The sequence below is a fragment of the Nocardioides sp. SRI_004 genome (genome assembly GCF_057586415.1).
In genome coordinates this window covers 238,574-264,262 of record NZ_JBYCZV010000002.1, presented here as the reverse complement: position 1 = coordinate 264,262, position 25,689 = coordinate 238,574, and the positions used below count along the sequence as shown (strand labels likewise).

Annotated in this window: 28 protein-coding genes; 24 read left to right on the top strand and 4 right to left on the bottom strand. The window is 72.4% G+C overall.

The window, feature by feature from the left end; all coding sequences use genetic code 11:
* Positions 1-11 precede the first annotated feature (11 nt).
* Positions 12-662, top strand: coding sequence for a TetR/AcrR family transcriptional regulator (locus AC2YHB_RS03495; protein ID WP_487353483.1), 651 nt, complete (start codon positions 12-14; stop codon positions 660-662).
* A gap of 15 nt (positions 663-677) precedes the next feature.
* Here AC2YHB_RS03495 and AC2YHB_RS03490 read toward each other — a convergent pair whose 3' ends face one another.
* Positions 678-1,946 carry a cytochrome P450 gene (locus AC2YHB_RS03490; RefSeq protein ID WP_036547275.1) on the bottom strand — a complete coding sequence of 423 codons (1,269 nt, stop codon included), beginning with the start codon at positions 1,944-1,946 and terminating at the stop codon, positions 678-680.
* 146 nt (positions 1,947-2,092) lie between these two features.
* Here AC2YHB_RS03490 and AC2YHB_RS03485 point away from each other — a divergent pair, with 146 nt between their 5' ends.
* From AC2YHB_RS03485 to AC2YHB_RS03435, 11 genes are all read left to right on the top strand, one after another.
* Positions 2,093-2,914, top strand: a complete 822-nt coding sequence (locus AC2YHB_RS03485) for an acetoacetate decarboxylase family protein (protein WP_036547278.1) — start codon at positions 2,093-2,095, stop codon at positions 2,912-2,914.
* Positions 2,911-4,407 (top strand): aldehyde dehydrogenase, encoded by a 1,497-nt coding sequence (locus tag AC2YHB_RS03480; RefSeq protein WP_036548328.1) that lies wholly within the window; start codon positions 2,911-2,913, stop codon positions 4,405-4,407. The genes AC2YHB_RS03485 and AC2YHB_RS03480 overlap by 4 nt, the downstream gene beginning before the upstream one ends.
* Positions 4,408-4,409: 2 nt before the next feature.
* Complete coding sequence (locus AC2YHB_RS03475; protein ID WP_487353482.1) at positions 4,410-5,369, top strand: DODA-type extradiol aromatic ring-opening family dioxygenase; 960 nt, start codon at positions 4,410-4,412, stop codon at positions 5,367-5,369.
* A 25-nt stretch (positions 5,370-5,394) separates the two neighbouring features.
* The gene (locus AC2YHB_RS03470) at positions 5,395-6,255 is read left to right on the top strand and encodes a fumarylacetoacetate hydrolase family protein (RefSeq protein WP_036547284.1); all 861 of its coding nucleotides are present in this window, start codon (positions 5,395-5,397) and stop codon (positions 6,253-6,255) included.
* Positions 6,256-6,286: 31 nt separating this feature from the next.
* Positions 6,287-7,219, top strand: a complete 933-nt coding sequence (locus tag AC2YHB_RS03465) for a TIGR03619 family F420-dependent LLM class oxidoreductase (protein WP_487353481.1) — start codon at positions 6,287-6,289, stop codon at positions 7,217-7,219.
* Positions 7,219-7,923 (top strand): type 1 glutamine amidotransferase, encoded by a 705-nt coding sequence (locus AC2YHB_RS03460; RefSeq protein ID WP_487353480.1) that lies wholly within the window; start codon positions 7,219-7,221, stop codon positions 7,921-7,923. Before AC2YHB_RS03465 ends, AC2YHB_RS03460 begins: the two co-directional genes overlap by 1 nt.
* Positions 7,920-8,753, top strand: a complete 834-nt coding sequence (locus AC2YHB_RS03455; protein WP_207009008.1) for an SDR family NAD(P)-dependent oxidoreductase — start codon at positions 7,920-7,922, stop codon at positions 8,751-8,753. The genes AC2YHB_RS03460 and AC2YHB_RS03455 overlap by 4 nt, the downstream gene beginning before the upstream one ends.
* Positions 8,750-10,093 carry an NAD-dependent succinate-semialdehyde dehydrogenase gene (locus tag AC2YHB_RS03450; protein WP_487353479.1) on the top strand — a complete coding sequence of 448 codons (1,344 nt, stop codon included), beginning with the start codon at positions 8,750-8,752 and terminating at the stop codon, positions 10,091-10,093. Before AC2YHB_RS03455 ends, AC2YHB_RS03450 begins: the two co-directional genes overlap by 4 nt.
* Complete coding sequence (npdG, locus tag AC2YHB_RS03445; protein WP_487353478.1) at positions 10,090-10,776, top strand: NADPH-dependent F420 reductase; 687 nt, start codon at positions 10,090-10,092, stop codon at positions 10,774-10,776. Before AC2YHB_RS03450 ends, npdG begins: the two co-directional genes overlap by 4 nt.
* A gap of 98 nt (positions 10,777-10,874) precedes the next feature.
* Positions 10,875-12,017: a CaiB/BaiF CoA transferase family protein gene (locus tag AC2YHB_RS03440; protein WP_487353477.1), complete on the top strand. Its 1,143-nt coding sequence runs from the start codon at positions 10,875-10,877 to the stop codon at positions 12,015-12,017.
* A 200-nt stretch (positions 12,018-12,217) separates the two neighbouring features.
* Complete coding sequence (locus tag AC2YHB_RS03435; protein ID WP_179649542.1) at positions 12,218-12,403, top strand: hypothetical protein; 186 nt, start codon at positions 12,218-12,220, stop codon at positions 12,401-12,403.
* 3 nt (positions 12,404-12,406) lie between these two features.
* Here AC2YHB_RS03435 and AC2YHB_RS03430 read toward each other — a convergent pair whose 3' ends face one another.
* Complete coding sequence (locus AC2YHB_RS03430; RefSeq protein WP_179649544.1) at positions 12,407-13,345, bottom strand: AraC-like ligand-binding domain-containing protein; 939 nt, start codon at positions 13,343-13,345, stop codon at positions 12,407-12,409.
* 200 nt (positions 13,346-13,545) lie between these two features.
* Here AC2YHB_RS03430 and AC2YHB_RS03425 point away from each other — a divergent pair, with 200 nt between their 5' ends.
* The 11 genes from AC2YHB_RS03425 to AC2YHB_RS03375 all read left to right on the top strand — a co-directional run bounded on the left by AC2YHB_RS03425 (position 13,546) and on the right by AC2YHB_RS03375 (position 22,815).
* The gene (locus AC2YHB_RS03425; RefSeq protein WP_179649546.1) at positions 13,546-15,093 is read left to right on the top strand and encodes an amidase; all 1,548 of its coding nucleotides are present in this window, start codon (positions 13,546-13,548) and stop codon (positions 15,091-15,093) included.
* On the top strand, positions 15,090-15,809 hold the full coding sequence (nthB, locus tag AC2YHB_RS03420) for a nitrile hydratase subunit beta (RefSeq protein ID WP_179649548.1): 720 nt from the start codon (positions 15,090-15,092) through the stop codon (positions 15,807-15,809). Before AC2YHB_RS03425 ends, nthB begins: the two co-directional genes overlap by 4 nt.
* Positions 15,806-16,405 (top strand): nitrile hydratase subunit alpha, encoded by a 600-nt coding sequence (nthA, locus tag AC2YHB_RS03415; protein WP_179649550.1) that lies wholly within the window; start codon positions 15,806-15,808, stop codon positions 16,403-16,405. The genes nthB and nthA overlap by 4 nt, the downstream gene beginning before the upstream one ends.
* The gene (locus AC2YHB_RS03410; protein WP_179652324.1) at positions 16,405-16,836 is read left to right on the top strand and encodes a nitrile hydratase accessory protein; all 432 of its coding nucleotides are present in this window, start codon (positions 16,405-16,407) and stop codon (positions 16,834-16,836) included. Before nthA ends, AC2YHB_RS03410 begins: the two co-directional genes overlap by 1 nt.
* Before the next feature lie 36 nt (positions 16,837-16,872).
* On the top strand, positions 16,873-17,067 hold the full coding sequence (locus tag AC2YHB_RS03405; protein ID WP_179649552.1) for a CbtB domain-containing protein: 195 nt from the start codon (positions 16,873-16,875) through the stop codon (positions 17,065-17,067).
* A gap of 13 nt (positions 17,068-17,080) precedes the next feature.
* Positions 17,081-17,854, top strand: coding sequence for a CbtA family protein (locus AC2YHB_RS03400; protein ID WP_179649554.1), 774 nt, complete (start codon positions 17,081-17,083; stop codon positions 17,852-17,854).
* Positions 17,851-18,237 carry a hypothetical protein gene (locus AC2YHB_RS03395; RefSeq protein ID WP_179649556.1) on the top strand — a complete coding sequence of 129 codons (387 nt, stop codon included), beginning with the start codon at positions 17,851-17,853 and terminating at the stop codon, positions 18,235-18,237. Before AC2YHB_RS03400 ends, AC2YHB_RS03395 begins: the two co-directional genes overlap by 4 nt.
* Positions 18,238-18,279: 42 nt before the next feature.
* Positions 18,280-19,341 (top strand): aliphatic aldoxime dehydratase, encoded by a 1,062-nt coding sequence (gene oxdA / locus AC2YHB_RS03390; RefSeq protein WP_179649558.1) that lies wholly within the window; start codon positions 18,280-18,282, stop codon positions 19,339-19,341.
* A 107-nt stretch (positions 19,342-19,448) separates the two neighbouring features.
* A complete protein-coding gene (locus AC2YHB_RS03385) occupies positions 19,449-21,173 on the top strand; it encodes an AMP-binding protein (RefSeq protein WP_487353476.1) in 1,725 nt (574 codons plus the stop codon).
* 104 nt (positions 21,174-21,277) lie between these two features.
* Positions 21,278-22,294 (top strand): WD40 repeat domain-containing protein, encoded by a 1,017-nt coding sequence (locus tag AC2YHB_RS03380; protein ID WP_179649562.1) that lies wholly within the window; start codon positions 21,278-21,280, stop codon positions 22,292-22,294.
* Between the two features lie 26 nt (positions 22,295-22,320).
* Positions 22,321-22,815 (top strand): VOC family protein, encoded by a 495-nt coding sequence (locus AC2YHB_RS03375; RefSeq protein WP_179649564.1) that lies wholly within the window; start codon positions 22,321-22,323, stop codon positions 22,813-22,815.
* 84 nt (positions 22,816-22,899) lie between these two features.
* On the opposite strand, the gene AC2YHB_RS03370 is transcribed toward AC2YHB_RS03375, so the two are convergent.
* The gene (locus tag AC2YHB_RS03370; protein ID WP_257027440.1) at positions 22,900-23,778 is read right to left on the bottom strand and encodes a LysR family transcriptional regulator; all 879 of its coding nucleotides are present in this window, start codon (positions 23,776-23,778) and stop codon (positions 22,900-22,902) included.
* Between the two features lie 88 nt (positions 23,779-23,866).
* Here AC2YHB_RS03370 and AC2YHB_RS03365 point away from each other — a divergent pair, with 88 nt between their 5' ends.
* Positions 23,867-25,147: an MFS transporter gene (locus AC2YHB_RS03365; protein ID WP_218864709.1), complete on the top strand. Its 1,281-nt coding sequence runs from the start codon at positions 23,867-23,869 to the stop codon at positions 25,145-25,147.
* Here AC2YHB_RS03365 and AC2YHB_RS03360 read toward each other — a convergent pair.
* Positions 25,086-25,688 carry a DUF2238 domain-containing protein gene (locus AC2YHB_RS03360; protein ID WP_179649568.1) on the bottom strand — a complete coding sequence of 201 codons (603 nt, stop codon included), beginning with the start codon at positions 25,686-25,688 and terminating at the stop codon, positions 25,086-25,088. The genes AC2YHB_RS03365 and AC2YHB_RS03360 overlap by 62 nt on opposite strands.
* Position 25,689 lies beyond the last annotated feature (1 nt).

Genomic DNA, 25,689 nt, shown 5'->3' with positions numbered 1-25,689 from the left:
TCGACCTCGCCATGACTGTCCGTACGACCACCCGCCCCGGGCCCCGCACCGACGTCGACGTGCGCACCCGGCTGCTCGACGTGGCCGAACGACTCTTCGCCGCCAACGGCGTGGGCGCCGACTCGCTGCGCGCCATCGGGCGCGAGGCCGGCGTGTCGTCGGCGGCGGTGCCCTACCACTTCGCGACCAAGCAGGCGCTGGTCGACGCCGTCGTCGCGCGGCGCGGCGAGGAGCTGACCCGGCAGGCCCGGGACCGGCTCGCCGCACTGCTGGACCGTCCCGAGGGGACGATGGGCGCGCGCGACGTGGTCGACGCCGTGCTGGTGCCGCTGGTCGCGATGATCGACGCGGACCCGGACGGCGGCCTGGCCTGGGTCAAGGTGGTCACCCAGCTCGCCAACAACCGTGACGTGGCCTGGGCCGACCTCGCCGACGGCGGACCGACCGCCTCGGAGCTGTTCCACGCCGCCGCCGTACGGGCGCTGCCGCGGTACGAGTCCACGGCCGTGCAGTTCCGGCTCGGGATCGCGATGTTCTCGATGCTCGGCTCGCTCGCGGGAGCCGACCAGGGCAAGCCCGGCGGGAAGTTCGGCCCGGCGGGCCTGGACCCGGTCTTCGTGGAGGAGCTGGGCCGCTTCACCGCGGCCGGACTGGCCGGCTGACGGCGGAATGGGGGATCAGTCGTTGGTGGTGACCTTCACCGGGAGGGTCTTGATGCCGTTGACGAAGTTGCTGCGGACGCGGCGCACCTCGCCGTTGAGCTCGACCGTCTTCAAGCGGGGGATCAGCTCCTCGAACATCAGGCGGATCTCCATGCGGGCCAGGTTGTTGCCCATGCACAGGTGCGGGCTGCCCTTGCCGAAGGTGACGTGGTCGATGTTGGAGCGGGTGACGTCGAAGTCGTAGGGGTCCTCGAAGACCTCCTCGTCGCGGTTGCCCGAGGCGAACCACATGACGACCTTGTCGCCCTCCTTGATCTGCTGGCCGCCGAGCTCGACGTCGCGGGTGGCGGTCCGCCGGAAGTGGTAGACCGGCGAGGCCCAACGGAGGAACTCCTCGACCGCGTCGGGGATCAGGTCCGGGTTGGCCTGCAGCTTGGCGAGCTGCTCGGGGTGCTCGATCAGCGCCAGCATCGAGTGCGTGATCGTGTGGCGGGTGGTCTCGTTGCCGGCGACGACGAGCAGCAGGAAGTACGAGTCGTACTCCGAGGCCGACATGGCCTGGCCGTCCTCGGGGATCTTGTTGACGAGCTGGCTGACCAGGTCTGTGCCGTCCCCGCCCTTGCGGTCGGCCGCGAGCTCGCGGCCGTAGTCGAAGACCTCCTGCGAGACGGGGGAGCGGAACGGCAGGTGCTTGTACTTCTCGCTCTCCGGGTCCGAGATCAGCACCCGGGCGTGCTCGGGGTCGGAGAAGCCGACGATCTCGTTGCCCCAGTCGATCAGCTGCCCGGTCTTCTCCTGGGGTACGTCGAGGAGGCGGGCCAGCACCTGGATCGGGAAGTCGGCGCTGACCTCCTCGACGAAGTCGAACTCGCCCTTGGCGAGGGCGGCGTCGACCGTCGCCCGCGTGATGTCGCGCAGCAGCGCCTCGTAGTTCCTCATCAGGTTGGGGCGGCTGAACTCGCGCGAGATGAGCTTGCGCAGCGCGCGGTGGCGCAGGCCGTCCATCTCCAGGATCGAGCGGCGCGCCTCGCGGAGGTCCTCGTCGACCTCCTCGAGGTTCACGAAGCCGGTCGACGTGTAGGTCTCCGGGTCCTTGTCGACCTCGCAGATGTCGGCGTGCCGGGTGACGGCCCAGAAGCCCTTGCCGCCGTCCGTCTCGCGCTGGAAGTGGACGGGCGACTCCTTGCGCAGCGTGTCGAGCATGCCCCAGGCCTCGGGGCCCTGGAAGCGGTCGAGGTCGACGAGGTCGACGTCGGCCAGCGGGATGTACGGGGGCTTCTCCACGGCAGGTCTCCATCCGTTCTCGATTAGATCGTTCGGGTCCGAACAATATCTCCTGAGAAGTTTGCCCGCAAGGGTGGTCTTCGGGCCGATGGCTGGCTATCGTACGGATCCGAACGATCTTTCGCACCGACCTGATCTGAGGCCCGATGAACAACATGGAGGGGTTCTTCTTCCCCCGCACCGCGACCGGCCAGTCCTCCCTCATCCCGTCGCCTCCGTGGTCGTACTCGGGTGACCTGCTGACGGTCGAGTACCGCACCGACCCCGAGCGCGTGGCCGAGCTGCTCCCCGAGCCGCTCGAGCTCGCCCCGGAGGACCCGGGCGCCGTCGCGCTGATCTGGGCCGACTGGCAGTCGTGCTCCAGCAGCCGCGAGGAGCTGCTCGACCCGGTGCGCTCGCAGTACAAGGAGGCGTTCGTCGTCGTACGGTGCGCGTTCGAGGGCGTGACCTACTCGCGCTGCGTGTACATCTGGGTCGACAAGGACTTCGCCTTCGCCCGCGGCATGCACCAGGGCTACCCGAAGAAGTTCGGCTCGATGTGGCAGACCCGGCCGCACCCGTTCGGCCAGGCTGCGCCCCAGGTCGCCGCCGGCGGCGTCTTCGGTGCCACCCTCGCGGCCGGCGACCGGCGCCTCGCCCAGGCCGTGCTGACGCTGCGCGAGGAGTCGCCGCACAACGGCTTCGTCAACGGCCACCCGATGGCTCACCACCGCGTCTACCCGGGCATCGCCAAGGGCAGCCCGGATGCCTACGCCGAGCTGATCTCGTCGGGAGCCAGCTCCTTCGAGGCCGGTCCGGCCTGGACCGGTGACGTCGAGCTCGAGCTCTTCGAGTCCCCCACCGAGGAGCTGCACCGCCTGCCGGTGCGCGAGGTGATCGGCGGCTACTACCGCCAGGTCGGCGTCGTCTGGGACGGCGGCGCGACCCTCGCCACCGCCGGTGCTGCCGGATGGGAGTCGGCCCGATGAGCGAGCACCTCGATCACATCGCGATCGTCGAGGGTGTCGAGGTCGACACCCGCCACTGGATCGGCGGCCAGCGGGTCGCCTCGGCCAGCACGTTCACCGACATCTCGCCGATCGACGAGACGCCGCTCGCCGAGGTCCACGCCGGTACGGCGACAGAGGTCGACGCCGCGGTCGCGGCTGCGCGAGCGGCCTTCCCCGCGTGGGCGGCCCTGTCGGTCAAGGAGCGCAGCGACATCCTGCGCCGGGTGGCCGACGGCATCGAGGCCCGGATCGAGGACCTCTCGCTCGTCGAGACCCGCGACAACGGCTCGCTCATCCGCAGCCACCGCCGCGGTGTCATGCCGCGGGTGGCCATGAACTTCCGCGCCTTCGCCGACTTCGCGGAGCACCAGCTCGGCCACCCCGACATGGAGGTCCCGGGCCGAGGCCACCGCGAGCGGATCACCTACGACCCGGCCGGTGTCGTCGCGGTCATCACGCCGTGGAACGCGCCGCTGATGCTCGCCAGCTGGCGGATCGGTCCGGCCATGGCCGCCGGCAACACCGTCGTGGTCAAGCCGCCGGAGTGGGCCCCGCTCACCGCGAGCCTGCTGGCCGACATCATGCACGAGGCCGGCGTCCCGGCCGGTGTGTTCAACGTCGTCCAGGGCACCGGCGCCGACGCCGGTGCGCCGCTCACCGCGCACCCCGACATCAACCGCCTCGCCTTCACCGGCTCCGTCCCGACCGCGGGCGTGATCGCCAAGGCGGCCGCCACCAACATCGTGCCGCTGTCCTACGAGCTCGGCGGCAAGTCGCCGCTGCTCGTCTTCGAGGACGCCGACCTCGACCTCGCCGTCGAGATCGCCGTGGAGCAGTTCGACAACGCCGGCCAGGTCTGCCTCAAGGCGGCCCGGATGTACGTGCACTCCTCGCTCGCCGACGAGTTCACGCGCCGCGTCGTGGAGGGTGCCTCCAAGCTGGTCCAGGGCGACCCGCGCGACGAGTCCACGGACGTGTCCGCGCTCGTCGCCCGGCGCCACTTCGAGCAGGTGTCCGGCTTCGTCGAGCGGGCGGTCGCCGACGGTGCGCGCCCGCTGCTCGGTGGGGGTCCCAACCGTGAGCTCGGTGGCCTCTACTACCGGCCGACGATCCTGGTCGACGCCCGCGACGACTCCGAGATCATGACCGAGGAGGTCTTCGGCCCGGTCGTCACGATCAGCACCTTCGAGACCGAGGAGGAGGCCGTCACCAAGGCCAACGACACCCCCTTCGGCCTCGCCGCCACGATCGTCACCGGCGACAAGGACCGCGCCGAGCGGGTCTCGGCCGCGCTCGACGCGGGCACGGTGTGGGTCAACTGCTTCTTCGTCCGCGACCTCAACGCGCCCTTCGGCGGCAACGGCAAGTCCGGCATCGGCCGCGAGGGCGGCATCTGGTCGTTCGACTTCTACACCGACATCAAGAACAGCGTGTTCTCCCCGACCGGCTGGACCGACAAGGGTGGTGAGTGACCATGGGTGAGGTCGTCGGAGCGGGCTTGATCGCCCACGTCCCCACGATCGTGCTCCCGGAGGAGATCCGGCGCGAGCTCAACGACGGCGAGGACACGACCCTCGTGTCCGGCCTGCGGCAGCTGCGCCGCGAGGTGTTCGACGTCCTGGACTACGACACGGTCGTCGTCCTCGACTCGCACTGGGCCACCACCGTGGAGTGGGTCGTCACCGCGCAGGACCGCCGCAGCGGGCTGTTCACGTCCGAGGAGTTGCCCCGCGGCATGACCCGGCGGCACTACGACTTCCCGGGCGACCCCGAGCTGGCGCACCTGGTCGCGAGCAAGGCCGAGGAGAACTCGACCTGGATCACGGCGATCGACGACCACTCGCTGCCGATCTTCTACGCGACCACCAACGTGTGGGAGTACCTCGGCCAGGGCCTGCCGGACAAGAAGTGGATCTCGATCGGCGTCTGCCAGACCGCCGACGGCGAGGACGCGCTGCGGCTGGGCCGAGCGCTCGGGGCGGCGATCGCCGAGTCCGACCGCAAGGTCCTGCTCGTGGCGTCCGGCGCGATGTCGCACACCTTCTGGTCGCTGCGGCAGCTGCGCGACCACGAGGCGTCCGGCGTCGAGCACATCTTCACCCCGGAGGCGGCGGCCGCCGACGCCGAGCGGATCGGCTGGTTCAAGCGGGGCGACCACGCCCGCGTCCTCGACACGATGGACGAGTTCTACCGGTTCAAGCCGGAGGCCCGCTTCCAGCACTACCTGATGATGATGGGCGCGATCGGCGAGGGCGACTGCACCGCCCTCGGCCGCCAGTACGGCGAGTACGAGAACTCCATCGGCACCGGCCAGGTGCACATCTGGTTCGACCGTCCCGAGGGAGGCTTCCCCGCCGCCCGCACCACCCCGACCGACCCCGACTACGTCCGCCAGATGAGCGGTTCCGGCGCCGACGTACCGGCTGCCGGCTGACCCCTGGCTGAGAGGAAGACCTGCGATGACCACCGAGTACCGCCGCATCCTGCTGGACGGCAACGCCGTCGACGTACGACGGGAGGGCGAGACCCTCGTCGCCGGCGACGGCCGCACCGTCGCCGTCGCCGACGCCACGCACCTGCCGCCGGTGACGCCGAGCAAGATCGTCTGCGTCCACCTCAACTACTCCTCGCGCGTCGAGGAGATGATGACGACGCTGCCGCCGGCTCCGACCTACTTCCACAAGCCGGTCTCGGCGCTGAACGCGCACGAGTCGGCCGTGGTGCGCCCGCAGGGCTGCAAGTGGCTCAACTACGAGGGCGAGATCGCCATCGTGATCGGCAGGACGGCGCGCAACATCTCGCCCGAGGAGGCCGGCGACTACATCCGCGGCTACTCCATCGGCAACGACTACGGCCTGCACGACTTCCGTGACACCGACTCCGGCTCGATGCTGCGGGTCAAGGGTGCCGACACGCTGTGCCCGATCGGCCCCGGCATCGTCGAGGGCTGGGACTTCCGCGACAAGCGGATCCGCACCATCGTCAACGGTGAGGTCCGCCAGGACGGCAACACCAACGAGATGAAGTGGGACATGCACTACCTGGTCGCCGACATCGCGCGGACGATCACGCTGCACCCCGGCGACATCCTCATGTCCGGCACGCCGGCGATCTCGCGCACCGTCTACCCGGGCGACGTCGTCGAGGTCGAGGTCGAGGGCCTCGGCACGCTGCGCAACCACATCGTCGAGGGACCCACGCCGATCCGCAGCGACGTCGGCGCGCAGCCCACGGAGAGCGAGGAGGTCCTCTCGACCGCCAAGGGCGGCGACTGGGAGTTCCGCGGGATCCGCAAGCCCGACCTGTCCAACACCCACTGACCGTCGTACACGACGACCGAAGGACCGCACCGTGCCCGCACCCCGCATGCTGATGATCCTCAGCGAGAACTGGACGCTCACCGACGGCCGCAGCCTGAACGACCTGGTGACCTGGGCCCGGATCGCCGAGGACACCGGCTTCGACTCGGTGATGATCTCCGAGCACGTCGTCCTCGGCCCCGACGCCAGCGACAAGGGCGTCATGGGCAACCCGCGTGACTACGCGGCGCCCGGCAACCAGGACCCGCTGATGCCCTGGCCGAACTCCCTCATGCTGTTCTCCGCGATCGCCAGCGTCACCGAGCGGATCCGCCTGGTGGGAGCGGCGGTCCTCGCGCCGCTGCGCCACCCGCTGCTGCTCGCCCGCGAGCTCGGCACCCTCGACCTGATCTCCGAGGGGCGTCTGGTCGTGCAGCCGAACGTCAGCTGGAGCAAGGACGAGTACGCCGCCATGGGCGTGCCCTTCCGCGAGCGCGGCAAGATCCTGAGCGAGCAGCTCGAAGTGATGAAGCTGGTGTTCGAGCAGTCGCCGGCGACCCACCACGGCCACTACTTCGACTTCGAGGACATCTACCTCGAGCCGAAGGCGTTCCGGCCCGAGGGCCCGCGGATGTGGTTCGGCGGGCAGAAGGCGCACGGAGCCGTCGTCGAGCGGATCGTGAAGTACGGCCACGGCTTCCACCCGTTCGGCCGCCCGACCGAGGAGGACCTGCGGGTCATCCGCGAGGCGATGGCCGAGGCGGGGCGCGACATGGCCGAGCTCGAGATGGTCGGCGGCGTGCGCTACTCCTTCCCGGACGACCACTCGCTTGCGGACCTGGGGGAGTCGATGGACTCGATCCCCGAGCAGCTCGAGCACGGCTTCACCACCATCTGCATCAAGCCGTCGATGTATATCAACGACCAGTCGGAGATGGAGTCCTTCTGCAAGGACGTCATGAAGCGCGCGGAGGCGATGGGCTGATGGGCAAGCGCCTGCTCGTCATCGGCCACGACTACCTCGAGACCTCCGGCGCGATCGAGGCGCGCTTCGCCGAGCGTGGCTACGACGTCGAGGGCCTGCGAGTGGTCCCGTCGGACCGCTTCGACGACCCCGGCGTCGACGTGGAGTTCCCCGACCCGCGTGAGTACGACGCCGTGCTGGTCCTCGGCGCCCGCTGGAGCGCCTACAGCGACGCCGTCGCGTCGTGGGTGAAGCCGGAGACCGAGCTGCTGCAGGCCGCCGACGAGGCCGGTGTGCCGGTCTTCGGCATCTGCTTCGGCGGCCAGATGCTGGCCCAGGCGCACGGCGGGCAGGTCGTGCCGTCGCCGGTTCCGGAGGTCGGCCCCAGCGTCGTCACCGGCGTCCCGGCGGTGAGCGGCGTGTGGACCCAGTGGCACTACGACCGGTTCGTGCCGCCGGCCGACGCGACCGTGGTCGGCGCCAACGCCGCGGCGCCACAGGCGTTCGTCCTGCGCCGCAACCTCGCCGTCCAGTTCCACCCCGAGGTCGACGCGGCGAACGTGCAGGGCTGGCTCGACGACGGCGGCACCGAGGACGCACGGGGTCACGGCTTCGACCCCGAGGTGCTCATCGAGCACGTCCGCTCGCTCGACGGCGAGGTCCCGGCGCGCGCGGCCGCCCTGGTGGACTGGTTCCTCGACGAGGTCGCCGAGGCGCCGCGATGAGCACCGCCACGAGCTCCGGCGGCAAGGTCGTCCTCGTCACCGGCGGCGGCACCGGGATCGGGGCCGCGATCGCACGGCTGCTCGCAGCCACGGGCGACCAGGTCGTCATCTGCGGGCGCCGGGAGGCGCCGCTGCGCGCGGTGGCCGAGGAGACCGGCGCCCACGTCGTCGTCGCCGACGTCGCCGAGAACGCCGGTGTGGAGCGGGTCGTCGCGGACACGGTCGCCACCTTCGGGCGGCTCGACGGCCTCGTGGTCAACCACGGCATCATCCACGTCGGCCGGGTCGACGAGGTCACCCCCGAGCAGTGGGACGACACGATCCGGGTCAACCTGACCTCGCCGTTCCTCCTCGTCCGGGCCGCCCTGCCGCACCTGCTGGCCGCCCGCGGCGCGGTCGTCGCCGTGTCCTCCGTCGCCGCGCTGCGCGCCAGCGACGGGATGGCGGCGTACTCGGCCAGCAAGGCGGGCCTGCTCCTGCTCACCCAGTCGCTCGCGGTCGACCACGGCCGGGACGGGCTGCGCGCGAACGCGGTCTGCCCGGGCTGGACCGCCACCGAGATGGGTGACATGGAGATGGCCGAGCTCGGTGCCGAGCGAGGGATCAGCGCGGACGAGGCCTACCGGCTCGCCACCGCGATCGTCCCGCAGCGCCGCGCCGCGCAGCCCGAGGAGATCGCGGGCGTCGTCGCCTGGCTGCTCTCCGACGCGGCGTCGTACGTCAACGGCACGGTGCTGCCCGTCGACGGCGGCTCCTGCATCGTCGACCCCGGCACCGTCGCGCTCGACCCCCGCGTCTCCATCGACCTCTCTCCCAGGAGTCCTGAATGAGCAAGTACGCCGTCTGCAACCCCGCGACCGGAGAGGTCGTCGAGACCTTCCCGTCGGCCACCGACGAGGAGGTCGCCGCCGCGGTCGCCTCGGCCCACGACGCCTACACCGGCTGGGGGCGCACGTCGACCGTGGCCGAGCGCGCCGCCCTGGTGCGCCGGGTCGCCGAGCTGCACCGCGAGCGCGCCGGGGAGCTGGCGAAGGCGATCAACGAGGAGATGGGCAAGGCCCTGGCGGCGGCCGAGGGCGAGGTCCTCTTCTCGGCCGACATCTACCAGTACTACGCCGACCGGGCCGAGCAGTTCCTCGCCGACCAGGAGATCGAGCTGCTCGGCGGCGAGGGACGTGCGCTGCTGCGCCGCCAGCCGGTCGGTGCGCTGCTCGGCATCATGCCGTGGAACTACCCCGTCTACCAGGTCGCCCGCTTCGCCGCGCCCAACCTCGTCACCGGCAACACGATCGTGCTCAAGCACGCCGCCCAGTGCCCCCGCTCGGCCGCCCTCCAGGCCGCGATCTTCCGCGACGCCGGACTGCCGGAGGGCACCTACGTCAACGTCTACGCGACGAACGACCAGATCGCCGACGTGATCGCCGACCCGCGGATCCAGGGTGTCTCGCTCACCGGCTCCGAGCGCGCGGGCTCGATCATCGGGGAGATCGCGGGCCGCAACCTCAAGAAGTGCGTCCTCGAGCTCGGCGGCGCCGACCCGTTCGTGCTGCTGTCCACCGACGACCTCGACGGCGCCGTCGACGACGCGCTGTCCGCGCGGACCGGCAACGTCGGCCAGGCCTGCAACGGCGCCAAGCGGTTCGTCGTCGTCGACGACCTGTACGACGACTTCGTCGCCACGCTGCACGAGCGGGTCGCCGCCGCGGTGGCCGGAGCGCCGCTGTCCTCGCTCGCGGCGGCCGAGGGGCTGGCCGAGCAGGTCGACGCGGCGGTCGCCGCCGGCGCCCACCTGGTCACCTCCGGCGAGCGCAACGGTGCCTTCCACCCCGTCGGCGTGCTGACCGACGTCACGCCGGACAACCCGGCGTACCACCAGGAGTTCTTCGGGCCGGTGGCGATGGTGTTCCGGGCCGCCGACGAGGCGGACGCGGTCCGGATCGCCAACGACACGCCCTACGGCCTCGGGTCCTACGTCTACTCGACCGACCCGGAGCAGGCCGACCGCGTCGCGAGCGCGCTCGAGGTCGGGATGGTCTTCGTCAACGGTGTCGGCCTCGAGGCCGTGGAGCTGCCCTTCGGGGGCGTCCGGCTCTCCGGCTACGGCCGCGAGCTCGGGAGCCTCGGGATCGAGGAGTTCGTGAACAAGAAGATGATCAGGATCGCCCGATGACGACGCACCACACGGTCGCCGTGATCGGTGGCACCGGTCCGCAGGGCAAGGGGCTGGGCTACCGGTTCGCGCGGCACGGCCATGACATCGTGCTGGGCTCGCGCGCCGCGGAGAGGGCCGAGGCCGTCGCGGCCGAGGTGACCGAGCGGCTGGCGGGTGTCGAGGGTGCCGGGTCGGCGCGTGGCGCGGCCAACGAGGACGCGGTGGCGGCTGCCGACGTGGTGCTGCTGGCGGTGCCCTACGACGGGCACGACGAGCTGGTCGCGTCGCTGGCCGGGGCGCTGGCGGGCAAGACGGTGATCTCGTGCGTGAACCCGCTGGCCTTCGACAAGCGCGGCGCGCACGGCCGGGTCGTCAACGGCGGTGAGGGCTCGGCGGCGGAGTCGGCGGCCGGGCTGGCTCCCGAGGCGGTGGTCGTCGGCGCGTTCCACAACGTGTCGGCGGTGGGCCTGTGGGGCGATGAGGAGTTCCTCGACGAGGACGTGATCGTGGTGGGTGACTCGGTGGAGGGCAAGCAGGTCGCGATCGACCTCGCTGCTGCGGTGACCGGTCGTCCGGGTGTGGATGGCGGGAAGCTGCGCCTGGCGCGGGTGCTGGAGCCGTTCACGGCGGTGCTGATCTCGATCAACCGGAAGTACAAGGCGCACTCGGGCATCCGGGTCACCGGGCTCGACGCCCACTGACGCCGGCGTACGACAGGTCGCCCCGGGACTCGGACCCGGGGCGGCCGCCGTGATGGTTCGATGCATCCCATGACCGACCCGGTGATCGGAGCACGAGCATGAGCGGCCCCCTCGACGGCGTGCTGGTGGCCGACTTCAGCCGGGTGCTCGCCGGCCCCCTGGCGACGGCGACGCTGGCCGACCTCGGCGCCGAGGTGGTCAAGGTCGAGCGGCCCGGCACCGGCGACGACACCCGCCACTGGGGGCCGCCGTGGAGCGTGGACTCCAGCTCGTACTTCGAGGCGGCCAACCGCTCGAAGAGGTCGGTCGAGCTCGACCTCGCCGACCCCGCGGACCTCGCCGTCGCCCAGGAGTTGGCGGCGCGGTGCGACGTGCTGGTCGAGAACTTCCGGACCGGTACGCTCGACCGCCTCGGCCTCGGGTACGCCGAGGTGGCGGCCCGCAACCCCGGCGTCGTCTACACCTCGATCACCGGCTTCGGCAGCCGCGAGGGCGCGGAGCTCGCCGGCTACGACTTCCTCGTGCAGGCCGTCGGCGGCCTGATGAGCGTGACCGGCCCGCCGGGGGAGCCGACGAAGGTGGGCGTCGCGCTGGTCGACGTACTCACGTCGAAGGACGCGGTCGTCGGGATCCTCGCGGCGCTGCGGGCCCGCGACCAGCAGGGAGGGCGCGGGCAGCGGGTCGAGGTCAACCTCCTCTCCAGCCTGCTGGGGTCGATGGCCAACCAGGCCTCGGCCTTCCTCGCGACCGGCGAGGCGCCCGGTGCGATGGGCAACCGGCACCCGTCCATCGCGCCCTACGAGACCCTGCACGCGAGCGACGGCCAGGTCGCCGTCTGCTGCGGCAACGACCGCCAGTTCGCCGTCCTGGCCGGGATCCTGGGACTGCCGGCGCTGGCGGCGGACCGGCGGTTCGCGACCAACGCCGACCGCGTGGCCCACCGCGACGCGCTGGTCGCCACGCTGGAGGCGGCCCTCGCCACCGACACCGTGGACGCCTGGGTCGAGCGGCTGTCCGCGGCCGGCCTGCCCGTGGGCCGGGTCGGCACCGTCGCCGACGCGTTCGCGCTCGCCGAGCGCCTCGGCCTCGCCCCCACCGTGGAGGTCGGTGAGGGCCGGCCGCCGCAGGTCCGCAGCCCGCTCACCTTCTCGGACACGCCGGTCACGGGCTACGTCCGGCCGCCGCGGCTGGGGGAGCACAACGACGAGGTGCGCGGCTGGCTGGGCGGCCCGGCGACCTGACGGCCTTCCCGGTATGCCGCCGCAGGACCGGGGTACCGACCCGCCGTCGCGGTCGCCGCGACCCATGGGGTGAGAACGGAGAAGCCGATGAAGGTCGTCGCCAGCAGCATGAGTTCCGGTGCCTCCGGTCGTCCGGCAGGCCAGGGGAGCGCGCACCCCTGGCGGGACGAGGTCGCCCGGATGAGGAGCCTCGTCGCGCGGTGGATCTGCACCTGGGGCGGTCCGAGCGCGGGAGCGGCCCGGTGACCGCCGTCGCCGAGCTGCCCGGCCCGGGGCAGCCGCGCCTCATCGTCGACTTCCTCGAGGCGATGATCGTCGACGTCGGCACGCTCGCCCGGCGCGACGCGCTGCTCGACCCGCGCCCCGAGGTCGAGCCGCCGGACTGACGGCTACGCGCGGGCCGTGCGGCGCAGCTCGCCGGGGGACACCCCGAAGCGCTTCTTGAACATCCTGCTGAAGTGCGCCGGGTCCGTGATGCCCCACCGCTCCGCCACGTGCGCCACCGGCTCCTCGACGGCTGCCTCGAGCAGGTCGCGGTGGACCGCCTGCAGACGCTGCTCCCGCACGTAGCCGGCGACCGTCGCGTCGTCGTTGGCGAACAGGCGGTGCAGGTAGCTGAGCGAGATGTTGCACGCGGCCGCGACGTCGGCCGGGGTCAGTCGCGGGTCGCCCAGGTTGCGCGCGATGAAGGACTTCGCCAGGGAGAGGTTGACCGCCGGCGGGTTGCCGCCGAGCCCGGCCTCCGAGAGCAGCGCGACGTACATGCTGACCATCGCCTGCTGCAGGGCGAGCTGCTGGGCGGCATCGGCGTCGGAGCTGGCCCGGGCGAGTGAGCAGAGGAAGGGCGCGACCGCAGCGGCGACGCCCCCGCTCGTGGGCAGCGCGCGTGCGGTCCACTGGCGCTGCACCCGCTCGGGGACGGGCAGCAGCCGCTTGGGCAGCAGGCAGATGGTGAACTGGAAGTCGTCGTCGGTGCGGAACCGGAACGGGCGCGTGCTGTCGTAGAGCAGCAGGTCGCCGGCGCGCACCGGCGCGGTGCGGTCGTCCTGCTCGACCAGCGTCTCGCCGTGGTCCATGTGCAGCAGGTGCAGCACCTCGGGGTCGGTCTGGGCGATGTCGGCGTCGCGACGCTCGAACCGGTGGCGGGTCGCCCGCATCCGGCGCATCCGGATCTCGGCCACGTTGCCGCCCGCGACCCGGCCGCGCAGCGCATCGCCCGCCGGCTCGACCGCGAGGGGGACGAACTGGTCGCACACGCTGGTGCGCCAGTACTCCGCCCGTTCCGTGGCGGGCCGGTCCGCGGCACTGATCTCGAACCACTCCGACATGGCTCAACAGTGAGCGCGCCGTGACCGGCGGTCAAGGGTCCACCTCCCTTTGTGACCACCGTCCTGCACCTGCGTCGCCTCGCCTTGACCGTCCCTATCCAGAACCCGGCCGGGGGCCGGTCGGCCGTTGACCCCGGGGTCGACGGGGGCGTTCGCTCTGCCGCCAGGGAACGACCGACAGAGCATCAGGAGGAACTGCCATGGACCTGCCGTCCCGAGCGGCGATCGACGACCTGGCGGACGAGCTGCGGCTCGGCATCCCGTCCGGGGACGTGGACTTCTACCACGCCGCGGCCACCGGGCTGCTGGGCTCGTGGGCCGTCGTCGAGGAGCTGTACGACGCCGAGGTGGCGCCGGTCGCGCCCGAGCGTTCGTGGGCCGAACCCGCCGAGAACCCCCTCGGCGCCTGGTACGTCACCACCGAGCTGACCGGCTCCGCCGAGGGCCCGCTCGCCGGCCGCCGGGTCGCCGTCAAGGACAACATCGCCGTGGCGGGCGTGCCGATGATGAACGGCTCCGAGACGGTGCGCGGCTTCGTGCCTGCCGTCGACGCGACCGTGGTCACGCGACTCCTCGACGCCGGAGCCACGATCGCGGGCAAGGCGGTGTGCGAGGACCTGTGCTTCTCCGGCGCCTCGCACACGTCGAAGTCCGGCCCGGTGCGCAACCCGTGGGACCGCCGCCGCACGACGGGCGGTTCGTCCAGCGGCAGCGCCGCGCTCGTCGCCGCGGGCGTGGTGGACCTCGCGCTCGGCGGCGACCAGGGCGGCTCGATCCGGATCCCGGCGTCGTTCTGCGGGGTGGTCGGGCACAAGCCGACCTTCGGCCTGGTGCCCTACACGGGAGCCTTCCCGATCGAGCAGTCCATCGACCACCTCGGCCCGATCGCGCCGACCGTCGCGGACGCCGCCGCGATGCTGACCGTGATCGCAGGCGCCGACGGCCACGACCCCCGCCAGCCCACCGGGGTCACCGGACAGGACTACCTCGCGGGACTGGAGGACCTCGACCGCGGCCTGCGCATCGGCGTGGTCACCGAGGGCTTCGACCTGCCCAACTCCGACCCCGAGGTGAACGCCGTGGTGCGCTCGGCGATCGAGCGGCTCACCGCCGCCGGCCACGTCGCCGAGGAGGTCGCCGTCCCGTGGCACAAGCACGGAGCGGCCCTGTGGGACGTCATCTCCGTCGAGGGCGCGACCTGGCAGATGGTCCAGGGCAACGCCTACGGCCTGAACTGGAAGGGCACCTACGACCCCGACCAGATGGCGTTCTACGGCGAGCGCTGGCGCCGCGACCCGGCCGCCTTCTCCGAGACGGTCAAGCTCGTCGCCCTGGGCGGCACCTGGGCACTGCGCAACGGGTACGGCGCCGCCTACGGCAAGGCCCGCAACCTCGAGCCCGTCCTCGCCGCCGCGTACGACGCCGCGCTCGCGTCGTTCGACGTGCTGGTCATGCCGACGCTGCCCATCACGGCCAGCCTCATCCCGGCGCCGGACGCCGGGGTCGAGGAGGTCGTGACCCGCGCCCTCGAGATGGTCGCGAACACCGCGCCCCTCGACGTCACCGGCCACCCGGCCTGCAGCATCCCGGCGGGCCTCTCGGACGGACTCCCGGTCGGCCTCATGGTCGTCGGCCGGAGGTTCGACGACGCCGGCGTCCTGCGCGCCGCACACGCCTTCGAGCAGACGCTCGGAACCCTCACCGCACCCCACCACCAGTCCCACGACAGCAAGGAGCTCACCGCATGAACGGAGTCTTCGACCTCGCCGGCACCGACGGGCTCGGACCCGTCGTCGTCCCCGACGAGGAACCGGTCTTCCGCGCCGACTGGGAGCGCGCGGTCTTCCCGATGTTCGCGATGTGCTTCCGCGCCGGCTTCTTCGGCGTGGACCAGTTCCGCCACGGCATCGAGCTGATCGACCCCGCCGTCTACCTCAAGTCGCCCTACTACGAGCACTGGATCCACACGGTCGAGCACTTCGGCGAGCAGCTCGGCAAGCTCGACATCGCCGAGCTCGACCGGCGCACCGAGCACTACCTGGCGAACCCCGACGCCCCGCTGCCCGAGCACGCCGACGACCCTGACCTGCTGGCCTTCGTCGAGGCCGTCGTCCCGGCCGGCGCCCCCGCCAAGCGGGAGTCCGACAAGGTCGCGAGGTTCAAGGTCGGAGACATCGTGCGCGTCGACCGGTCCGCCCCCAAGGGGCACACCCGCCGTGCGCGCTACGTCCGCGGCGCGGTCGGCGAGGTCGTCCTGCACCACGGCCCGATGATCTACCCCGACACGGCCGGCAACGGCCTCGGCGAGAACCCCGAGCACGTCTACACGGTGAGGTTCAGCGCCGAGGAGCTCTGGGGCGCCGAGCACGCCGAGCCCAACCAGTCCGTCTACTTCGACGTCTGGGACCCCTACCTCGAGCTCGTCACCGAGCACACCCACCGCACCGAAGGAGCACCCGCATGAGCGCCGTCACCCGCACCCAGGAGGAGATCGCCGCGCGCGTGAAGGCGCTCGAGTCGATGCTCATCGAGCAGGGCGTGATGACCACGCAGGCCATCGACCGGATGGTCGAGATCTACGAGAACGAGGTCGGCCCGCAGCTCGGGGCGCAGGTCGTCGTCCGGGCCTGGATCGACCCCGCGTTCCGCGCCCGCCTGGTCGCCGACGCCAGCGAGGCCTGCCAGGAGCTGGGCATCAGCGGCCTGCAGGGCGAGGACATGGTCGTCGTCGAGAACACCGACACCGTGCACAACATCATCGTCTGCACCCTCTGCTCCTGCTACCCGTGGCCCGTGCTCGGCCTGCCGCCGAACTGGTACAAGGACCCGCAGTACCGCGCCGCCATCACGCGGGAGCCGCGCAAGGTGCTGCGCGAGTCGTTCGGCTTCACCGTGCCCGACGAGGTCGAGGTGCGGGTCTGGGACTCGAGCAGCGAGATGCGCTACTGGGTGCTGCCGCAGCGGCCGGCGGGCACCGAGGGCTGGAGCGAGGAGCAGCTGCTGGCCCTGGTCACGCGCGACGCGATGATCGGCGTCGGCCCGGTCGGGGCGGTGGCGTGATGCTCTCGGCGCCGTACGCCGACCCGGCGGAGCTGGTGGCTGCGCGGAGCAGTGTCGCCGAGCTGGTCTGCGACCTGCCGGAGGGGGACCCGGAGCAGCTGTCGTTCGAGCACCCCTGGGAGATCCGGGCGTTCGCGATGGCCGTCTCGGCCCACCGCGCGCTCGGCTTCGACTGGACCGACTTCCAGCAGGCGCTGATCACCTCGATCAGCGGCTGGGAGGAGAGCACCGGCACCAGCGACCGCGGCTGGTCCTACTACGAGCACTGGCTCGCCGCGCTCGAGTCGGTGCTGGCGGGCCTCGGCCTGCTCAGCACCGACGACCTGGCCCGCGCCACCGGCGAGGTGCTCGCCGTCCCCGCGAACCGGAACCACCACGAGGCGCACACCGAGCCGATCGCGATCGACCCGGCCCGCCTCACCCACCCCTGAACCACCCTCACCGCCACCACTGATCGGAGTCCCGTCATGGCATCCAGCACCACCCTGGCCCCCGGCCGCGCCGCCGCACCCGTCGTCGGCCTCGCGCTGGCCCTCGTCGCCCTGCTCGGCGTGCTGTTCCTCCTGCAGGAGAACGGCCTGCTGCTCTCGGCCGACGCGGCGTCGTACCTGCACGAGGTCACCCACGACGCACGGCACGCCCTCGGCGTGCCCTGCCACTGAGCGGGGCGGACACGTGTCCGGCCCGACCCCGCAGCCCAGGCTGGGCCGCACCGTCGGCAACGGCGCCCTGGCCGGCGCCGTCGCCGGCGGGCTCGGCGCGGCCGCGATGTACTGGCTCGTCGAGCCGTCGATCCGCGCGGCGATCGCCATCGAGGAGGCCGGCACGGCGCACGAGCACGGCGCCGGCGCGTCCCACGACCACGGGACCGAGGCGCTGGTCTCGCGTTCCGAGCAGGTGGTGGCCGGGTTGGTGACCGTGCTCGTCGTCGGCGTCCTCATCGGGATCGCCTTCGCGCTCGCCCACCGCTTCCTCGCCCCGCGCCTGCCGGGACGCACACCGGTGGCGACCACGATGGTGCTCGCCGGGCTGGGCTTCCTGACCTTCACCCTCGCCCCCGCGATGGTGGTGCCCGCCAACCCGCCGGCGGTGGGGGACCCCGCGACGGTCGACCTGCGCACGGCGACCTACCTCGGCACGATCGTGTGCGCGGTGGCCCTCACCGCGCTCGTCGCCGGGGTCGCCCGCGCCGGCGCGCTGGCTCCGGGGACGCGGGCCGTGGCGGCCGCCGCGCTCGGCGTCGTCGGGACCGTCGTCCTCGTGGCGGTGCTGCCGCACGCCGCGGACCCGGTGCCGGCGAACGTGCCGGCGGACCTCATCTGGCGGTTCCGGGTCGCCTCGCTCGCGCAGATCGGCCTGATGTGGCTGGCCATGGGCGCCACCTGCGCCTGGCTCGGGCAGCCGCGGACCGTCCCGCTCGCGCGCACCCGCCGTCTCGTGGCGGCGTGAGCGCCGTGGCCGGCGAACGGGGTCCACGGGTCCGGATGTGCCGCGGCTGCTGCTGCGGGACCCGGCGCAAGCACCGCGACGTCGACCACGACGCCATCGCCCTCGCTCTCGGTGAGGGGCTCGGCGACGACGCCGAGCTCCTCACCGTCGACTGCCTCTGGGCCTGCGACCTCTCCAACGTCGTGGTCGTCAACCCGTCGACCACGGCCCGGTCGGGCGGCGCCCGGCCGGCCTGGGTGCGCGAGGTCAACACCGTCGAGCGGGCCCGCGAGCTCGCTGCCTGGGTACGCCGCGGCGGCCCGGGCGTCGTCCCACCACCCGCCGCGCTCGGCGAGGTGCACACCGCCGCAGGCCTGCGCCGGGTCAGCAACGCCGGCTGGTGACCGGCTCCCCGAACACCCCGATGTGAATACCCAGGAGGAACCATGGAATCCGCGATCGACACCCACCTGACGTGCCCGCGCACCCTCTCGCGCCGGGTGCCCGACGACTACCAGCCGCCGTTCCCGATGTGGGTCGCGCGCGCCGACGCCTCGCTCCAGCAGGTCGTGATGGCCTACCTCGGCGTCCAGTACGACGACGAGGCCCGCCGCGGCGACGCCCTCGCCGCGCTGCGGACGATCGTCGGGACCTTCGACGCCGCGGACGGCCCGGTGCACCACGACCTCACCCACCACGTCGACAACCGCGACCACCACAACCTGATGGTCGTGGCGTACTGGGCCGACCCGGCGGCGTACGGCCGCTGGCTGCGCTCGGACGAGGTCGCCGGGTGGTGGGAGTCCGACGAGCGCCTGCACGACGGGCTCGGCCACTTCCGCGAGGTCGTCGCCCCGCGGGTCGACCAGTTCGAGACCCTCTACGCCTTCCAGGAGCAGCTGCCCGGCGTCGGCGCGGTGATGGGCGGCATCAGCGGCGACATCAACGAGCACGGGTACTGGGGGTCGATGCGTGAGCGATTCCCGATCTCCCAGACCGACTGGATGCAGCCCAACGGCGCGCTGAGCGTCGTGGAGGGCGACCCCGCGAAGGGCGGGCGGGTCGTGGTCCGCGGCCACGACAACATCGCGCTCATCCGGTCCGGCCAGGAGTGGATCGAGGCCGGGGAGGAGGAGCGCTCCCTCTACCTCGACGAGATCCTGCCGACCCTCGAGGCCGGGATGGACTTCCTGCGCGACAACGGCGAGGCCGTCGGCTGCTACAGCAACCGCTTCGTGCGCAGCATCGACCTCGACGGCAACGAGCTCGACGAGAGCTACAACATCGGCCACTGGAGCTCGCTCGACAAGCTCGAGCGCTGGGCCGAGTCGCACCCCACCCACCTGCGGATCTTCACGACCTTCTTCCGAGTCGCCGAGGGCCTGGACAAGCTGCGGCTCTACCACGAGGTCTCGGTGTCGAGCGGCTCCGAGCAGCTCTTCGAGTACGTCAACTGCCACCCCGGCACCGGCATGCTGCGCGACGCCCGCGTCGGGTCCCACGCCTGAGCCGCGTCACTGCGTCCTCCCGGGCCGGCGGTCGTGCGTCCGCCGGCCCGGGGATCCACCTTCGTTCGGGGGTGCCGTCCGGCGCCTCGGGAAGCGAGCCTTCGACCATGAGCATCACGACCCCTGTCTCGACCGGACTGGGCGCCACGCGGGACCGCCTGCTGGCGCTGCGCACCGACCACGCCGCCGCGGTGGAGGAGTTCCGCTGGCCCGACGTGGGCCCGACCTTCAACTTCGTGCACGACTGGTTCGACGCCTACGCGCGAGGCAACGACCAGCCCGGGCTCGTGATCGTCGAGGAGGACGGCGCCCGGGCGTCGTACACGTTCGGTGAGCTGGTGACCCGTTCGGAGCAGGTCGCGAACCATCTGTCCGCGCTGGGGGTGCGGGCAGGTGACAGCGTCGTGGTGATGCTCGGCAACCAGGTCGAGCTGTGGGAGTCGATGCTCGCGCTGATCCGGCTCGGCGCGGTGATCATGCCGACCACGACGGCGGTCGGGCCGGCCGAGCTGGTCGACCGCCTCGCCCGCGGCAACGCCCACGCGGTGGTCTGCAACGCCGCTGACACGGCCAAGTTCGACGAGGTCCCCGGCGACTACCTCCGGGTCGCCGTCGGCGAGGTGCCCGAGGGCTGGAGCCCGTACGCCGCTGCCTTCGCGACCCCGGCCGCCCCCGTCCCGCACCCGGGCAACGCCAGCGACGACCGCCTGCTGCTCTACTTCACCTCCGGTACGACGAGCCGGCCGAAGCTGGTGGAGCACACGCATACGTCCTACCCGGTCGGGCACCTGTCGACGATGTACTGGCTGGGCCTGCAGCCCGGCGACGTGCACCTCAACATCTCGAGCCCCGGCTGGGCGAAGCACGCGTGGTCGAACTTCTTCGCCCCGTGGCTGGCCGAGGCGACCGTGTTCGTCTACAACTACGCACGCTTCGACGCGGCCGCGCTGCTCGAGCGGATCCGGAGCGAGGGCGTGACGACCTTCTGCGCCCCGCCGACGGTCTGGCGGATGCTCATCAACGCCGACCTCTCCGGCGGTAAGGGCGCGCTGCGCGAGGCGATCGCCGCGGGCGAGCCGCTCAACCCCGAGGTGATCAGCCAGGTCGAGAAGCACTGGGGCCTGACCATCCGCGATGGGTTCGGCCAGACCGAGATGACCGCCGCGATCGCGAACCCGCCCGGCCAGCCGGTGACGTCGGGCTCGATGGGGCGGCCGCTGCCGGGTGTCCCGGTCGTGCTCGTCGACCCGCTCGAGGGCACCGTCGTCGACGGGGTCGGCGAGGGCGAGATCTGCCTCGACCTGTCCGTCCGCGACGGCGCCGGGCCGCTCCCGCTGATGACCGGCTACCAGGGAGACCCGGAGAAGAACGCCGAGGCGATGACCGGCGGCTTCTACCACACCGGCGACGTCGCGGCCCGCGACGAGAACGGCTACATCACCTACATCGGCCGCACCGACGACGTGTTCAAGGCCTCCGACTACAAGGTGAGCCCCTTCGAGCTGGAGTCGGTGCTGATCGAGCACCCGGCGGTGGCCGAGGCGGCCGTCGTACCGGCGCCCGACCCGGTTCGCCTCGCGGTCCCCAAGGCGTACGTCGCGCTCGTCGACGGCCACGAGCCGACGGCGGAGACGGCGGAGTCGATCCTGCGCTACGCGCGCGAGCACCTGGCGCCGTACCTGCGGGTCCGACGGCTGGAGTTCCACGAGCTGCCGAAGACGATCTCGGGCAAGATCCGCCGGGTCGAGCTGCGCCAGCGCGAGACCGAGGTCGAGGGCAACCGGCCGGCCGGCGAGTACCGCGACGAGGACTTCCCTGCGCTGAAGGGCTGACGTCGCGGCCGGCGAACTCCGCCGTTCCCCGGACGCGGTGGCCTCGCGGATGTCACTGTCGGCGTCTCGTCCCGAGCAGGTCGGGACCGGCGAAGGGGCATGTCGTGGAGCGAGCCGGGCTCAGCCGCGTCGGTCGGCTGTCGTTGCTGGCCGCCGTGGCCGCGACCATCGCGGGCGTCGCGGCGGTCACCGCCGTCGTGGCCGCGCAGGACGACGCCGACCCGTCGTCGCCGCGTGCGAACGTCCTCAGCGACCACGTGCCGGTCGTCGACCACACGGGGACCGTCACCTACCGGGGTCACGTCGTCCCCGGTGCCGAGCGGACGGTGGTCTCGGTCGGGACCTCCACCGGAGGCCTCGTCCTCACGATCGCGCCCGAGGACGACGACCTCCGCGCGGTCGCCATCCACGACGGCTCGGACGAGCTCGCGGCGTACGACGACGTCCGCGGCATCGCGCTCTCGGACCCGGGCGGCACCCTCGCGGCCTGGGTCGAGGTGGAGGAGTCCGGCACGGGGTCCACCGACACCGTCATCGCCGTCGACACCTCGACGGGGGAGGAGCTCGGCCGGCTCCCGGTCTCCGGGTACGCCAATGTCACCGCCGTCCGCGGCGACGAGGTGGCGATCACCGACGGTGGCTCCAGCAGGCTCTGGACCCCCGGCGGATCCGCGCGGCGGGTGCGCTTCGTCCCCGAGGACCACCTGGTCGTCGGGTTCACCGACACCCGCGTCATCGCGGCCGACTCGGACCTGGAGACGACCGTCTACGACCGGAGCACCGGCGCCGAGATCGCAACGATCGCCGACCTCACCCAGTGGGACACCAACGTCGCCGGCGACCTGCTCGTCGGCGCGGCGGGCGAAGGCGACGTACGACAGGTCGAGCTCGCCACCGGCACGTCGAGGCTGGTCGACACGACCGTCGAGGCCGGCGTGGCGACCTTCGGCGAGGACGACGCGGTCGTGGTGCTGGGCATCGACGCGTTCGAGGGCGACGACGCCGGGGGGATCACCGTCGACATCTGTCCCCAGGGAGGGGAGTGCAGGAGCGTCACCAGCCCGTCGGTGCCGCTGATCCCCAACGACGCGGTCGGGCAGCTCGTGTCGCAGTCGGCCTGAGGGCGCCTGCCCCTAGTCTGCGGGTCATGCTCCCCACGCCCTTCGGCCCGGTCGTGCAGCTCGCCTGGGTCACCGACGACCTCGAGGCGACCGAGCAGGCCCTGCACGCCACCCTCGGGGCCGGCGCGTGGACGCGGATGCCCGGCATCCACTTCGGCCCGGAGGACTGCGTGCTGCGGGGAGCGCCCGCGGACTTCGTCGCCGACATCTCGCTGGCCTATGCGGGCGACCTGCAGCTCGAGCTCATCCGGCCGGTGAGCGGGGCGTCGATCTACGAGGAGTTCCTCCGCGAGCGGGGGCCCGGAATGCACCACGTCTGCTGCGAGGTCGACGACATGGACGCGGCGCTGGCGCAGGCGGCCGAGGGCGGGCTCGACGTGGTCCAGGCCGGCACCATGGCCGGCGGCCTGATGCGCTTCGCCTACCTCGACCTGACGGCTGCCGGCGCCGGCCTGGTCGAGCTCGCCGAGATCTCGCCCGACCTGCACGCGATGTTCGCCGACATCAAGGCGCGGGGCTGACGACCCGGTCGCCCGCAAATTGATTGACGTCAATCAATTTCCGCGGCCGGGGCATCGTCGCACCCGGGCGACCGAGCCGGGCGCTCAGCGCGCGGTCGCGTACGGCGCCTCCGCGACGACGTGGTCGCGCAGCCGGACAGCCGGCGGCGCGAGCGGGCGGTCGGTGCGCCAGGTCAGGCCGATCGTGCGGCGCGCGCGGGCGTGGAGGATGCGCAGCGAGAGGGTGTCCGACAGGCCCGCCTGTGCCTCCGGCACGATCGCGAGGCCGAGGCCGGCGGCGACCAGGCCCTCGATGGTCACGAGGTCGGCGCTCTCGAAGGAGACCGGTGGGGCGACGCCGGCATCGGCCAGCAGGCTGTCGACGAGCGTACGGTGACCGAAGCCGACGGGGGTCGTGACGAGCTCGTCGTCGGCCAGCTCGGCCAGGGCGACCTGCTTGCGCCCGCGCAGCCGGTGGCTGGGGCCGACGATCACGACGAGGCGCTCCTCCTGGAGCGGCACCCAGGCGAAGTCGCCGTCCGGCCGGGTCGAGGTGACGGCGAGCTCGGCGGTGCCGCGGTGCAGGTCGCGGATGATGTCGTGCCCGGGCTCCTGGACCAGCTCCACGCGCACGAGGGGCGCGAGCTCGTGGAAGCCGCGCAGGATCCGGGGGACCAGCGAGGTCGCCATCGAGTCGAGGAAGGCGAGCCGGACGACACCGCGGTCCGGGTCCCGCCGGCCCGCGAGGTCGCGCACGAGCTGGTGGTAGCGGCCGAGGATCTCCCGTGCGGCGTCGACGACCAGCTCGCCGTCGGGTGTCGTGACCAGGCCGTGGGGCACCCGCTCGAAGAGTCGGGCGCCGAGCTCGTGCTCGGTACGGGCGAGCGCCCGCGACAGCGTCGGCTGGCTCACGCCCAGCGTGGCCGCGGTGTCGGTCACGTGCTCGGTGTCGGCCAGCTCGACGAGCCAGGCGAGGTCGCGCATCAGCACGAGCCTGATCATACGCCTGACGTATCGAGATCCGATCGGGAAGACATTGGACGCATGGCTCCCGGGAGCGCACCCTCGTCGGGTGGTCAGTACGCGGACGATCGAGGAGCAGGCGTCGGGGCACGTCCCGGGAAGCGACGGCTACCGCCGTGTCATGGTCGCGATGTTCGCGGCAGGCGTCGCCACGTTCGTGCTGCTCTACGCCACCCAGGCCCTCCTGCCCGAGCTCCACCACGCGTTCGGCGTGACGCCGGCGCAGGCGACGCTGAGCATGTCGCTGACGACCGCGGGCCTCGCCGTCGGCCTGCTCGTGGCCGGCCCCGCCTCCGAGGTCCTCGGCCGTACGCCGCTGGTCGCCGGGTCGGTCTGGCTGGCGGCGGTGGTGGCCTGCCTGTGCCCGTTCGCCTGGTCCTGGCCGGCCTTCCTCGGGCTGCGGCTGGTCGAGGGCCTCGCCCTCGCGGGGTTGCCGGCCGTGGCGACGGCGTACCTCCGCGAGGAGCTGCACCCCAGCGCGCTGGCGCGCGCGACCGGGCTCTACATCGGCGGCAACGCGATCGGGGGCATGGCGTCGCGGCTGCTGACCGCTCCGGTCGCCGACCTCGCCGGCTGGCGGTGGGCGATGGCGGCCGCCGCCGGGCTCGCGCTCGCCTGCGCGCTGGCGATGACCCTCACGCTGCCGGCGTCGCGGAACTTCGTGCCCCGGCCGCGGGGCCGGGCGGGCCGCTCGGGGATGGCCCGGGCAGCGCTGACCGACCCGGCGCTGCGCCACCTCTATCTGCTCGGCGCCTGCTCGGTGGGGACGCTCATCGCCGTGTTCAACGCCCTCGGCTTCCGGCTGACCGCGGCGCCGTACCACCTCAGCCTCGGCGCGATCAGCCTGCTCTACCTCGTCTATCCGCTCGGCACGGTCAGCTCGTCGGTGTCCGGGGCCCTGGCGGACCGGTTCGGCCGTCGGGCCGTGCTGCCGGCCGGCTGTGCGCTCGCGATGGCCGGCGTCCTGCTCACCCTGCTGCCGTCGCTCGTTGCGGTCGTCGCCGGCCTTGCCTGCCTGACGGCCGGCTTCTTCGTCATGCACGGGCTGGCGAGCAGCTGGGTCGCGGTGCGCGCACACCTCGCGGGCGCGAGCTCCAGCCAGGCGGCGGCGTTCTACCTCTGCTCCTACTACGTCGGCTCGTCCGTCTTCGGCAGCCTCGGCGGCAGTGCGTGGTCGGCCGGGGGCTGGCCGGGCGTCACCCTGCTCGCGGTCGTCCTCCTGACCTGCTCGGGAGTCGCGACGGCGCGGCTGCGCACCATCCCGAACCTCACCCCACCGGACGCGCAGGCCGTCCGCGCTGCCGCCGGGCGAGGAGCAACGCTGCCGTGAAGGCGCCCAGGGTGCCGAGGACCTCGTCGCCGAGCGTGTCCTCGTAGGCGGTGTCGAGCTCCGTGCCGTGGCGGATGAAGGTGAACCACTCGCCGAGCTCCCACCCGATCGCCAGCACGGCGCCGATGCCGGTCACGGCGACGATCACCCAGCCGGGCTCGAGCCGGCCGGCGACGAGCAGGCCGAGGCCGCCGCAGAGCAGGGCCCAGTTGGCGTAGTGGTTGAGGTCGTCCCACCACACGACGGTGTCGTAGAGGTCGAGGCTGTTGCCGGTCACGTCGACCAGGAACGGCATCATGACGAGCGCGAACGCGCCCCACGGTGCGCCGCCGGCGTCGGCCGTACGACGCGCGCGCAGCCACCAGACGGCAGGCACCACCAGCATCAGCACCGGGTAGGCGAGGAGGCGTCCACCGAAGGCCTTGCCCTCGAAGCGGTCGATCCCGGGGACGAAGGTCGCGACGGCCAGCTGGCCCACGGTGAGGACCAGCACGGCTGCCGGCACCCACCACGGGCAGGTCCGTCGTGCGGCCGGGGCCACC

Excerpts from the sequence above, each read along its gene's own strand:
- AC2YHB_RS03495 (WP_487353483.1), top strand. The coding sequence starts at position 12 with ATGACTGTCCGTACGACCACCCGCCCCGGGCCCCGCACCGACGTCGAC.
- AC2YHB_RS03485 (WP_036547278.1), top strand. The coding sequence starts at position 2,093 with ATGAACAACATGGAGGGGTTCTTCTTCCCCCGCACCGCGACCGGCCAG.
- AC2YHB_RS03480 (WP_036548328.1), top strand. The coding sequence starts at position 2,911 with ATGAGCGAGCACCTCGATCACATCGCGATCGTCGAGGGTGTCGAGGTC.
- AC2YHB_RS03475 (WP_487353482.1), top strand. The coding sequence starts at position 4,410 with ATGGGTGAGGTCGTCGGAGCGGGCTTGATCGCCCACGTCCCCACGATC.
- AC2YHB_RS03470 (WP_036547284.1), top strand. The coding sequence starts at position 5,395 with ATGACCACCGAGTACCGCCGCATCCTGCTGGACGGCAACGCCGTCGAC.
- AC2YHB_RS03460 (WP_487353480.1), top strand. The coding sequence starts at position 7,219 with ATGGGCAAGCGCCTGCTCGTCATCGGCCACGACTACCTCGAGACCTCC.
- AC2YHB_RS03455 (WP_207009008.1), top strand. The coding sequence starts at position 7,920 with ATGAGCACCGCCACGAGCTCCGGCGGCAAGGTCGTCCTCGTCACCGGC.
- AC2YHB_RS03450 (WP_487353479.1), top strand. The coding sequence starts at position 8,750 with ATGAGCAAGTACGCCGTCTGCAACCCCGCGACCGGAGAGGTCGTCGAG.
- npdG (WP_487353478.1), top strand. The coding sequence starts at position 10,090 with ATGACGACGCACCACACGGTCGCCGTGATCGGTGGCACCGGTCCGCAG.
- AC2YHB_RS03440 (WP_487353477.1), top strand. The coding sequence starts at position 10,875 with ATGAGCGGCCCCCTCGACGGCGTGCTGGTGGCCGACTTCAGCCGGGTG.
- AC2YHB_RS03430 (WP_179649544.1), bottom strand. The coding sequence starts at position 13,345 with ATGTCGGAGTGGTTCGAGATCAGTGCCGCGGACCGGCCCGCCACGGAA.
- AC2YHB_RS03425 (WP_179649546.1), top strand. The coding sequence starts at position 13,546 with ATGGACCTGCCGTCCCGAGCGGCGATCGACGACCTGGCGGACGAGCTG.
- nthB (WP_179649548.1), top strand. The coding sequence starts at position 15,090 with ATGAACGGAGTCTTCGACCTCGCCGGCACCGACGGGCTCGGACCCGTC.
- nthA (WP_179649550.1), top strand. The coding sequence starts at position 15,806 with ATGAGCGCCGTCACCCGCACCCAGGAGGAGATCGCCGCGCGCGTGAAG.
- AC2YHB_RS03410 (WP_179652324.1), top strand. The coding sequence starts at position 16,405 with ATGCTCTCGGCGCCGTACGCCGACCCGGCGGAGCTGGTGGCTGCGCGG.
- AC2YHB_RS03405 (WP_179649552.1), top strand. The coding sequence starts at position 16,873 with ATGGCATCCAGCACCACCCTGGCCCCCGGCCGCGCCGCCGCACCCGTC.
- oxdA (WP_179649558.1), top strand. The coding sequence starts at position 18,280 with ATGGAATCCGCGATCGACACCCACCTGACGTGCCCGCGCACCCTCTCG.
- AC2YHB_RS03385 (WP_487353476.1), top strand. The coding sequence starts at position 19,449 with ATGAGCATCACGACCCCTGTCTCGACCGGACTGGGCGCCACGCGGGAC.
- AC2YHB_RS03375 (WP_179649564.1), top strand. The coding sequence starts at position 22,321 with ATGCTCCCCACGCCCTTCGGCCCGGTCGTGCAGCTCGCCTGGGTCACC.
- AC2YHB_RS03370 (WP_257027440.1), bottom strand. The coding sequence starts at position 23,778 with ATGCGCGACCTCGCCTGGCTCGTCGAGCTGGCCGACACCGAGCACGTG.